Source organism: Spirosoma sp., from assembly GCF_048594605.1.
Classification (GTDB): Bacteria; Bacteroidota; Bacteroidia; order Cytophagales; family Spirosomataceae; genus Spirosoma.
This window is the reverse complement of the sequence record NZ_JBMDWV010000418.1, coordinates 1-11,519: the sequence shown is the minus strand read 5'-3', so window position 1 is coordinate 11,519 and position 11,519 is coordinate 1. Positions and strand designations below refer to the sequence as shown.

The following is an 11,519-nucleotide window of genomic DNA, read 5'->3' as shown; positions in this document are numbered from 1 at the left end:
TCACACCTTCGTAATTGTCGATATATACCACTAATCGAACTCGTGTCTGACTACCACTTACATTTTTAGCGGCTACAATCCGAACACGATGGCGATTTCCGTCGAAAAAGTTAACTGGATGGATTTGGGGCTGGGCACTTGAATTAACCAGCTCAATTTGGGTTCGGCCACTATTAGTTGAGAATCGAATAAAACTCTGGGTGCCAATCGTTTGAGTATCCAATACGTCAATATCAAAGAGAGGAAAGCACGGACTGGGTGCATTAACGGCCAGAACAATTTCGGTCTCATAGCCTTCTCGGTTGAGGTAGGCATCATTCCAGCGAATAATGCCTTTGCTGCTTAGTGCGACGTTTGAACCGTTAACTGCGGCTCCTGAACTCAGCGTGAACTCGTTACGGTACTGGCTGAAATTCGACACCGACAGCGTATTTTTTGCATTTGAAACAATTTCATTCTGTTTGGCTCGCTCAGCAAAGGCTTGATTGCCTGTCAGCGCTACGTCAACAATACATCCCTCCAGTGCATCGGGGTCCGTAACACCTGCCTGCCGACAGACTTGCTCGGCGGCAGTACGTTGTGAAGTAGTCAGTTGAACTTCAGAACGAGGAAAATTTTTATCGGTATAGAAATCTGTGTTTTTACCGGCGTCATAGACAAACAACGACTGACTCTGCACAACTCGCCAGTTATCCGCAAAAGCGGGATACAGATCCTGATATCGATTAGCAATTGTTTTACCGTCAGCTTGTACAAGATCGTTCGACGGGTTGCCATCGTAATTTCCAAACAAGCCTACTAATTTGCCTTTCCGATTTTTGGCTGGTGTGATAAAATAATCCAGGTCACTGGTCAGCAGTTTGACCTCCACCCGGTCGCCGTTGCTGTTGGAAATCGACAGCCGTCCGTTGTTATTCTGAATTGATCCACCACCGGTGAGTGTATATTCGGTAAAGGTGAGCGGCACAGTCTGATTGTTTACGAACAACCGGCTCGGACCTGGGTAGATGCAAATTCGGTTGTTACCCATTTGCATCGCTACGCCCGTATTAACCGATACCTGCGTACTGTTCGGGTAAGGAGCCTGCCGTACCTGAACCAAAAAATTATCAGTTATGGACCTGGCCGCTACAAATTCACCGACGGCCATAAAGTCATACCGGCCCCGGTCGAAGGTAGTCATGTGCGGGTCGGCCGTACTAACGGACGTAGATGCTTCTTCAACTTCGTTGGGAATATTTATAGGAACGCTTGTACTATCTTTCGGACATAATTTATTTGCTGGATCACCTGTCCATTTAAACAAATCGGCTTCAAGGCTTGCAGACGCTGAAGGATTCGCTTCAATATCAAATAATTTTGCAGTGAGGCCCAATTTTTCTTTTAAGCCGATGTAGGAACGCACAGATAAACCATCGGGTTGTTGACATACCCCCTCAATGCCAAGATAGCCCTCTAGACCTAAGCCTATGGATAATCGTAAATCTTGTTGATCGCGACAATCGACCGGAAAAAACTGATAGAAATAGCCTTCAATGGTTCCCTCAACACCAACTTCTGCTTTTCCTTTGATTTCTGCGTTTAACCTACGGCCTGTTGGTTTGTCGTTGTTCGTTGTAGAGTCTGACCAGGTGTTACCATCATAAGAAATTCTATATGAGGCTGTGTTATCAATTTCTATAGTCTCTCGACTTGTTTTTCCTGACAAGGCCAATTTACCCTTTAAATCGAGCCGAGCCACTGGTCTGATCCAGACGGGTAATGGACCTAATTTGATAGGTACACGAGTTAAATTTTGACAAACAATGTTTTTGCTATCACTGTAAGCCACAGTTCCTTCGACATCGATTAATGCTTTCTGGTTTTTCGTCAAAAATGTCTCAATTCGAATACGCTTCCAGATACCATCCACCATAACCATTTGAAACTCGGTTTTCAAGTCATAATTAACCTCTCCATTGACAGTGCCAGTCACCTCTACAGATGTATTATCTGTTAACTGTCTCTTTACCGGAAATTCAAACCCACCCGTCCCTTTAACGCTTGCCCAATTAAGTGTAAATTCGGTGTCCATATTTAAAAACAAGTCGAGGAATGAAGGGCGTGTATAACTGATTCTAATGTTTGTGTTCTCCTGAATTACGTTGGTAATTTTTGCCCAAAATCCATTAGGAGCAACTGATGATGGGTATCCAATCAACACATCCCCCCCTTTTAGCTGAGACACCTGTAGAAAAGCAGCAACTCGGCCACCCCGCACAGTCGGGTTTTGTCTGAACAAGAGTTGATCCCGAGATAAACTAATGAGTTGATCGCTGTATATACTATCCAATACATAAACATTGTCGCGCACTTCCACTTTCCCAGGTATGGGTGGTTTTGGTGCTTCCAATTCTATTGCTCTACGGCAAGAAGTCAGCTCAAAATTTAGTGCCAGCAATAAACCAAGCGACAGAAACCGAAACACATTTGCTTTCATGTGGGTGTGGAATTAGTTACTGAAGGTGTATGAATTGCCCTGTTTCCGAACCGTTACAACGTCTTTTCTTCTTACTGTTGAAGTCAGTAGGCTCGTATAAGCTTTCACCGTTCGCGCAGCATTGACGGTTACGTAAAAGTTGGTATTGACGCGGCCACTGTAATACTCTACCCAGATTTTGTAGTTTCCGTCCGGTAGCTCGTTACGCCAGAAAATGTTTTCAGGCCCAAACCCATTCGTATCGTCGCGATCCAGTTCACCCCCGGTTGATGAGCGTTTGCGGGAGTAATAAATCTCTTCACCATTAGGGTCGAGTACGTGCAGATCGACATCGGTACTATTTGTGTCCCAGGTCAGGTTGATCTGCAGATCGCCGGTACCCAATTGAAGCACCTGCACACACTGGTTGGTTACCCCACTGACCCGACCGCTTTGGTCATATGCCCAGACGTTGACGCAGAATTGCCCGTCTTTTGTATTCGCAGGCAATTGAATCGGAATCAACGCCACGTTAGGGTTACCACCCGACGCGACTGGCACATTGAAGTAGGCATCGGCTCCCACAATCTGTACGTAATACCCCCCCAATGAAGTTGTGCCGGTAGGTACCTGAAAAGCCAGGGCCGCTATGCCACCATTGCTGGCTGTTACGACCCCACCGTTGGCACCTGAAATTTGGGGAGCCTGGCTACCGCCCGTCGAAGCAGGAGTTGCACCAGTTACCCGCGTTGTTCCTGTAGGCATAATAACGTAGCGGGTCAATTGATTCGGGTCGTTCGGGTCGACAATGGGTACGACTCCGCCGATGTCTACTTTGCGTTCGCAACTCCCCAGAAGGGCGCAGGCCAGAAGCAGAAAAAAGAATCGGTTTAACATAAACTTGTGTGGCTGGATGTCAGAAAACAGATGAGTCAGTGCGTGCGGGGACGAAAGCCGATGCCCAGGCGCAAGCCAGCGTAGTGCAGCGGTTCAGTAGCTACGCCGAAGTTGGTATTCGGGGTCATTTGGTATTGTGCAGCGATATCGACCAGAATACTCTTCTTCCCAAGTTCAAACCCAAGGGCACCACCGAATGTGGGCATAAACTTCTTGGTTTCAGACTGTAAGGTCCCTTCGGGATGTGCTTCTGAATTCTGGCTGGTCAGCGTCAGGAATTGCCCGCCACCCATGGGTTGCAGATAAACCGCCGGAAGCATGTAGAGTCGAAAGCCTACCTGCGCCAGTATCCGTTTCAGCGACTGGTCGTTTGTAAAAACGACCTCGCCATCGTCAGTTCTGTACCGACGCTGCACAGCCCACTGTCCATACCCCCCTTGTAGCGTAAGCGCAAACCGGGCCGTCAGGAAGTAGTTAAGCATTAGTCCGCCACCAAATCCCTGTAAAATGCCAATACCCTGCTCAGGATTTACCCACGTTTTCGACATTGATTCCAGAGCATATAAGCCTTCAGCATATACTACGGCACCTAATTTTCCGGTTTTCCATGAGGTAACGTAACGATTTGAGTTCGCGGCTGGTGAGGAATTTTCCGTTACGGGTGTTGGAGTCGGAGTGGTAGAAACCATTTGACTTTTAGGCGTGTAGATTTCACCGTAGAGTTCCTTTACACCATCAATAGATATAACCTGCATCTCTATACGTCGGTTCAGCGATTGGGTGCGGGACACTTCTTCCGACTCACCCCTGCCTTCTACCGTAAGCTTCTGACCATCGAGGCCGTTGGCTACCAGAAAATTACGTAGTGCAACAGCCCTTCGGTCGGATAATTCCTTATTCGTAATAGCTTTCCCAAGTGTATCGGTGTGAATCGCTATGCTATACTGATTGGCAGGTTTCGTTTTCAGCAACGCTGCCAGCGCAAGTGCCTGTCGGCGGCCTTCCGTTGTAAGGGTCGTCTTCCCATTCAGAAAGGTCAGATCGTATTTAATCGCTTTTGTGTGTAGCAATGTTACGTACTGATCGCGTCGCAGCGCTTTCTCAAAATCAGCGAAGGCTACGGTTCGCATCTGGTCGCGTTCCGAAGCGGGTACTACCAGCAGCCTCCGCGAATCGGCATAAACCAGTTCGCGCAAACTTAGCGTTGGTAATGAATCGAGCCGGTTTGTGCTAAGATTGGTATACCGAACATGCTGACTCGTTACCGATTCGATTCGGCAGGAGATTGATATGCTGTCCGTCGTCAGGATACGGTCCTGACCACAAACCACTTGGCACAGTGTAAGGCTAAAGAGGAAAATAATAAGTAGACGCATAATAAGAAGGGAATGAAATTATGCCAGATGAGGGGTATACAATCATACATGTTTGATACGACTGCGTAATTGGGAAATTACTACCTCTAGTGTATCCGTGGTAGCTATCGACGGTCCTGTTGGTCATCGCTCACCAAAAAAATAACTGATTGACAAACCAATCGTGCTGTTTTTGACTGATACTCTCGAGCCAGGAACAACGTTGGCTAATCCGGTATTATAGAACAGGTTGATGCCCAGGTTTTTGTCCGTCAGTTCATAGCCGCCCAGCAACCGAAGTCCCGCATCAAAACCTTTTATATCGTCGCCAACGGCAATAGGGTCTCCATCTTCATCTTTCCCCCCAAGTAAAAATCCCAGATAAGGCCCAATACCGCCTACCAGCTTTCCTGAACCAATCTCGTACTTGTAAATTCCTTGAATAGGCAGTTCAAGATAAGTCAGGCTCAGTTTATAAAGATCACCACCGTCATTTTCGGTACCTCCCTTAAAACTGAGTAGCAATTCAGGCCGGATAAAAATGTTGTCATTAATGGCGTACTCAGCAACGCCACCCACATGAGCGCCGAATATACTACCAGTGCTGATACTCCGGCCTAAAGCGCTTGCGTGCATCTTAGACGACTGTAAGCCCCCTGTTATACCAAAGCGAAGCTGCGCGTAAGTCGTTACGTGCATACAAATCATTAGTGCGGTTAGAAGCAGTAGTTTTTTCATTGGATTGATTGGTTGTGGTTGAAAAATGAAGTTATCGCGTGTAGCGGGGTTTTACCTTCCAGATGTTATAATTTTTATCTGCATTAGAATAGAAATATACCGTACCGTCGGGCCCGAAACAGGGGTCTCCTTCGTCCGTATCGCCCTGCGTAAGCTGAATCAGGTCCGTCCCATCAATCTTCATGACGTAGAGGTGATGGTTCCGCTTTTTAGGATTTTCTCGGTTGCTCACAAAAGCAATGTATTTGCCGTCTGTCGAAAACGCACCGTCTTTGTTGTTGTAATCGCCATTGGTAAGCTGGGCTTTTTGTCCCGTTTTCAGGTCCATCGTAAATACCTGCACCACCTTCCCAACCCGGGCATTATAAATAATTTTCGTGTTATCGCTGGGATTTAGAGTTATGTGGCCGCCTTCGGTTAGGACAGTGAAATTCCCGCCTTTTGCATCCATCGAGCAGATCATCCGCGTTCCACTCATCAGGGTGGTGAAGTATATTTTATTCATATCCCGTGTGATAACTGGTTCGGCATCATCTTCGCCCATTTCGCCCTGCGAAATGTAGTTTAAACCGACTCCGGCCAAACTGGACCGAACGATGACTGACCGAACCGGCTTTACGTAAGCGAAAAGGATTCCTGACCCATCCGCCATCCAGGTTGGGTAGGCAGCATCCGTAACGAGCGGGTTGGTAACCGGTGAACCAATTACTTTCTTGATTATACGGAGCTTTTTATCCGTTTTGGTTGTAAGTGTACCTGTTTCCGAAAGTGTGAAATAGGTAGTTTTCTCTAATCCGTTGTACAGAATGTATTTACCATCGGGGCTGATACGCGGGCAAAATTCCTGCCCGGCATCGGTCGTTTCTCGGATCAGGCCTTCGGCGTTACCCGTGGGAGACATTACCATCGATGATTTCTGGGCTTGTACGGCTCCGGTTACTAAACCGAACGTAGCGTAAAGAACGATTTGTCTGATGTTCATCGTCAATTGAATCAAATACGGTGTGAGAACTGAATCAAGCTACCGATAATCGGTAGACTTTTAATGGTGTGTAAAAGCGGAAAGCATCTTTAATAACAGATAATCAATTCATTTTCAGGCTCGCTTTACTCTCCTCCAAACTGGTGACTTCGAATTGAGCTGTTGGATTTTTACCAAGTGTATCAACCAGTTCATCCGTCGAGCCGAGGTGTTCAATATGCAACGTACCATCAGCACTTCCCTTCAGCGATTTTTGAACGCTCTTCACCTTCGGGTTTTTCTTTAAAAGCTCGGCTAACACCGAAAGCTTGGCATAAGTTGTGTTCGTGACAGCGATGTCTGTTACGTTGGCGGCTGGCACAGATGCAGCAGGAGCCGCAGTACGTACAGCCGTTTTCACGCCCCCGCCTACACTCGCGAACTGCATATTCATGGCACATAGCCGTTCGAGTAGATACTGCGTCATATTTTCGGACGCTGTACGAATGGCGATTTTATTCGCAACCGCTTCTGAGACGTCAAGGCCACCGCCCGCTATAGCGTTGCTGGCCAGAATTGAGCCATCTTCAGTAGCAATGGCCCGAATTTCGAGTCTGGCACGGCACGATACCATGCCGCCCTGCGAATTGGTACGTTCTGAAATTGTCTGCCCGGTAATAATGATATTAGCCCCCATTTTGAGGCCTAGTGAGGCCATAGCTGCCAAATCAGCCGATGAGTCGGCGATTTGTCTCATCTTCCCGTATATTTTCGGATCAACGACACGAAAACCCGCTTCCACAAATTGCCGGATCAGTTCAGTTTCGGTAGCCGATTGCTCGATAATTACGGGTTTAAAAACCGCTGATGATCCTGTTTGCCGGCTGGTCATCTCTTCAGACTTCTTCGGTTCCTCCCGACGACGGCCAAAAATGCCTTGTACGATGTCGCGGGTTACGCCGATATTAGCTTCCCGCTCCTTCAGTTCTATCTCGCGTTCACGTCGGTTCAGATCGGTCGTTGTGTTGTCGCGGGCCGTACCGGCGGTCGTTGCTTCTGTTACCAGAATAATCACTTTTGGCGAACCATTACGTAGCATCTGGCAATTTTGGGCCGTATATCGTTTAATTTCTTTCAGCTTCATGGGTTCGGGCATCTCAATCTGGTCTTTTGCATCGACCATAACTTCAACGGCTCTGATGATAGCCTTCTGTACGGCATCCTGCACGGCCCGATTTTCCGTCGAGCCACCAATTTTCAGTCCGTTAGCGCCACCCAGATTCATTCCACGAAAACCAGACGAATTACCTTTCATGTTAATATCTCGGCTAAAGAGCAGTTCGCTCGTTTGCGGATTTAGTAATTTGAGGGTAAAGCCAAGGGTTGCGGTGTTTCCGCCAAAATTGAAGGCACCAACCTGTGTGGACTTATTACCTTCAGAGAAGTCGGTTACTTCGCCCGTCACGACCAACTGCGCTCCGACCATCTTACCGGCTGCGGGGCCGGAACCATCCGTAAAGCCATCCTGTGCAAACGCCATTTCGCCTGTTGCATCACCTGCGTTACGATTCATTTCCATGACCCGAAAGCAGTTTGTCTGCTGAATGGCCGAGGTTAGCATCGTTGCCAATTCATCGCCGAATGTCGAATTAGCCTGTGCCGATTTGGTCGACACACTAAAACGGGCTACTTTAACAACTACGCGCTTGTCACGGGCGAGTCCTTTGCATTTTTCAGCCACTTTCTCGAGCGTAATCTCAGGGGTTTTCTGAGCAAATACTTGCCTCGGTACTGCCAGCAGGCTAATCCAGAGCAAAAAAGCAATGAGTTGGTAATGATAAAGTTTCATAAGCAGTATAGAAGATGATAAGCGGACGTATTATTCTTAGGCCTGCCATAGAGCGTGGACCTATACGGCAAAATTGCTGTGTTTGACCACCCCATGAAATGGCATCCGATATGATTTTAATAGTAATTTCACTAGTCGAAACCTGGTAAATTTGCTACCTGATACTAGCAGATTAGTAAGCATAAATCGCAGCGCCTACTATTTTGCAATAGTTTCCTACACTCGATACTTGCAATGCCCAATATACGCACCATGAACTGGTACTGCCATGTGTCGAATTATCAATAAAATATTAATTTACAGCGCCTTATGGCTCATATTTGGCTGTAATAACGGGTTGGCTCAAATTAGCCTGACCGACTCTCTGACTCGCTATGTGATTGGCCCATACGTGGATATTCTGGACGATCCGACTCACCAGCTTCGTACCTTGAGCCAGGTAATGCAGGAGCCTTATCGCTCTCAGTTTATACGAAATATTCAGGAAATACCTAATCGGGGCTACTCAACCCATGATTACTGGGTACGTTTCGATCTCATAAATCAAACCCTTACCGACCGGGCGTGGCTTTTGGAAATTGGATTCGGCAATTTTTCGGAGATCGACCTATTTTTCATCTCGAAACAGACGGGTAAAGTTATTCATAAGCAGGGGGGGGAGTTATTAGGGCACCGAAGCCGGGAAATTTCTTACAACACCTACGTTTTCTATATGCCCAGCCATCCGGGCGATCAGCAAACGGTGTTTATTCGGCTCTCATCGACGTTTGGTCAGGCTACCTTTCCGCTTTATATCTGGCGCGAAGATGCGTTTGTTCAACCTGCGCAGGTTTCTGGTTTGCTATGGGGAATTTATTACGGCATTTTATTATCCGTTTTTCTGTATCACCTCAGTTTACTACTGCTTATCCGGGAACGCAGTCATATACAGCTATTAACCTTATATCTGGGCGCTTATATACTATGGGAGCTATCGCGCGGCTACTGCCTGGGTGTACGCTTCCTTTGGTCGGGTAATACCTGGCTTACCAATTACTCACTACCTACATTTTTCACCCTGATGATCAGCAGTTTTCTGCTTTTTTACAGTGCGGTTCTTGATCTAAAGCGAATAGCGCCCCGACTCAATACCATTCTGTATGGGCTGATTGGCTTTAGTGTAGCCGGCTGGCTACTTACCTTAATGAATATACAGGACCTATCCAGAAACCTGATCATTACACTGGTCGGCTCAGTAAATGGTTTATTTATCTGTTTCCTCGGTGCTTACTCCTGGCAATTAGGCTACCGGCCCGCCCGCTATTACTGGGCTGCCGCCGTTGTCCTTGTGGTGGGCGGGTTCATTCATTCCCTGAATCGGGCTGGGTTTATACCCGGAGACGATTTTTTCGTGCATTACACGCTCAATCTTGGCTCCGTGCTGGAATTTATTTTTCTGACCATTGGCTTAGCTGATACCATGCGTTTAGAGAAAAAACAAAAGGCGCAGCTTCAGCAGGAGATGGTACACAAGGTAAATGCTGCCGAGTTACGCGGCCTCACCGAAGAACGGGAGCGGGTTTCGTCAGAAATTCATGATAATGTCGGGAATTCATTACTCACCCTGCGGCAATCGCTGCGAGGATTACAGAGCGAAGCCGGAATCACCCTGACGTATGAAAAGCTCGAACGTATGGTGCAGGAAACGTATGACGAAGTTCGTAAGATTGTAAATAACCTGCTGCCCGATGAATTTCAGCAAAAGGGCATTTCGGTAGCCTTACAGGAACTGATTCATACCCTGAATCAATCCGGTCAGGCCCAGTTTTATCTACTACTATCCGGTGTTGAAGACAGCCTGAAACCCAGCACTCAATTTCAGCTTTACCTGGTGATTGTGGAGTTGATTAATAACACTATCAAACACGCCGAAGCGACCGAAGCCAGTATTCGGTTTGCAGCGGTTAACCGCATTCTGACCATCAGTATTCGGGATAATGGCATTGGGCTGACTCTCTTATCCAAGCTGGAAGGTGGACGAGGCTGGACAAACATTCGGAATCGGCTCGAACGTATTGGTGGAAGTATTCATCTCGATACGCTAAACGAGAAAGGAACCAGTATCATAGTTCATGTTCCACTCACAGAAGATTCCGATCAATCAGCCCGTATTTGAAGGCAAAATGCGTGATACCCACGCTGGAACGAACCCCTAATTTTTGCATCAAATTAGTCCGGTGCGAGTTAATCGTCGATTCGCTAAGCGACAATTTCTCGGCAATTTTGGCAATCGGTGTATCATAGGCGATTAAGGTCATAACTTCCAGTTCGCGGGGCGTTAAGCTTTTTAGCGCTTCAGGCTGTTCATCTTTTTGAGCCGCAGATGCCGGTAGTCGTACCAGAATATGAACAAGTTCGGGGCTATAGTAGATTTTGTTGGCCTGGATGATTCGTATGGCCTTATAGACCTCATCAGCGTCGTATCGCTTGAGTATATAGCCTTCTGCCCCCGCCAGAACAGCCTCCCGAACCTCACTGCTTTTTTCGACCATGGTGTAAAAAATCACCCGGATATAGGGATAGTTCTGTTTGACGTGGAATAGTAAATCAATGCCACTCCGCTCGCCCTCAAGGTGCATATCGCTGATGATGACATCCACATTCTGCTTCTGTAATAACTGCATTGTTTCGGTCAGACTATAGGCTTTCCCCACTACATCAATGTCATCTTTATCGTGGAGATAATGAGCAATACCATTCACAATCAGTGGATGATCATCAAGAATTAAAACGTTTGTCATAGAGGAAGTTGAAACAGGAGTAGACAGGTAAGACGTTCGGCAATGACGAATAGCGGCAAATTAATATAAATAGCCAGTAACAGACTACAAACACAGGGTGAGTTACCATTGAGGCTTCTATCAGCTCGTCTATTTATCGAATTGATAAGCTAAAACCGAATTTCTGCTGATTCTGAAACCGATTTTAGCTTATCAAATATAAAACTTGTCTAATATAGGGCTTACGGTTGTCCTGATTTAGAGCAACTTATTAATTATTCGGTACTGAATCGGACGTAGTTGGGCGAGGCTTACTATCAGGTGTGCTGGGCCGATTTTTTCTCTTCCAAAGCATCCGAATCAGCCGACTGAAGGCATTTCCTACGGTACCAAACCAAGAAGCATAATAAAGCCATCCATATTTTGACTTCCCAAAGAAGTTCATTTCACCCTCATAGAATAGATGATCCAGTACTTCCATTTGAGCATCTGCCAGTTTAGG

Annotated in this window: 9 protein-coding genes; 1 reads left to right on the top strand and 8 read right to left on the bottom strand. The window is 46.8% G+C overall.

Features of this window, described 5'->3' with window-relative positions:
* The 6 genes from ACOJS8_RS26175 to ACOJS8_RS26150 all read right to left on the bottom strand — a co-directional run.
* The coding region (locus ACOJS8_RS26175; RefSeq protein ID WP_420151511.1) for a VWD domain-containing protein at positions 1-2,479 on the bottom strand (2,479 nt) is incomplete at its 3' end.
* 12 nt (positions 2,480-2,491) lie between these two features.
* Positions 2,492-3,355: a YfaP family protein gene (locus ACOJS8_RS26170; protein ID WP_420151510.1), complete on the bottom strand. Its 864-nt coding sequence runs from the start codon at positions 3,353-3,355 to the stop codon at positions 2,492-2,494.
* 35 nt (positions 3,356-3,390) lie between these two features.
* Positions 3,391-4,731: an OmpA family protein gene (locus ACOJS8_RS26165; protein WP_420151509.1), complete on the bottom strand. Its 1,341-nt coding sequence runs from the start codon at positions 4,729-4,731 to the stop codon at positions 3,391-3,393.
* 123 nt (positions 4,732-4,854) lie between these two features.
* Positions 4,855-5,448: a porin family protein gene (locus ACOJS8_RS26160; RefSeq protein WP_420151508.1), complete on the bottom strand. Its 594-nt coding sequence runs from the start codon at positions 5,446-5,448 to the stop codon at positions 4,855-4,857.
* A gap of 31 nt (positions 5,449-5,479) precedes the next feature.
* A complete protein-coding gene (locus ACOJS8_RS26155) occupies positions 5,480-6,430 on the bottom strand; it encodes a DUF5050 domain-containing protein (protein WP_420151507.1) in 951 nt (316 codons plus the stop codon).
* A 103-nt stretch (positions 6,431-6,533) separates the two neighbouring features.
* Positions 6,534-8,258, bottom strand: a complete 1,725-nt coding sequence (locus tag ACOJS8_RS26150; RefSeq protein WP_420151506.1) for a CsgG/HfaB family protein — start codon at positions 8,256-8,258, stop codon at positions 6,534-6,536.
* A gap of 268 nt (positions 8,259-8,526) precedes the next feature.
* On the opposite strand from ACOJS8_RS26150, the gene ACOJS8_RS26145 reads away from it, so the two are divergent.
* Positions 8,527-10,413, top strand: coding sequence for a sensor histidine kinase (locus tag ACOJS8_RS26145; protein ID WP_420151505.1), 1,887 nt, complete (start codon positions 8,527-8,529; stop codon positions 10,411-10,413).
* Here the strand turns inward: ACOJS8_RS26145 and ACOJS8_RS26140 are convergent.
* Complete coding sequence (locus tag ACOJS8_RS26140) at positions 10,379-11,038, bottom strand: response regulator (protein ID WP_420151504.1); 660 nt, start codon at positions 11,036-11,038, stop codon at positions 10,379-10,381. The genes ACOJS8_RS26145 and ACOJS8_RS26140 overlap by 35 nt on opposite strands.
* A gap of 250 nt (positions 11,039-11,288) precedes the next feature.
* A partial coding sequence (locus tag ACOJS8_RS26135) for a hypothetical protein (protein ID WP_420151503.1) occupies positions 11,289-11,519 on the bottom strand: 231 nt, incomplete at its 5' end.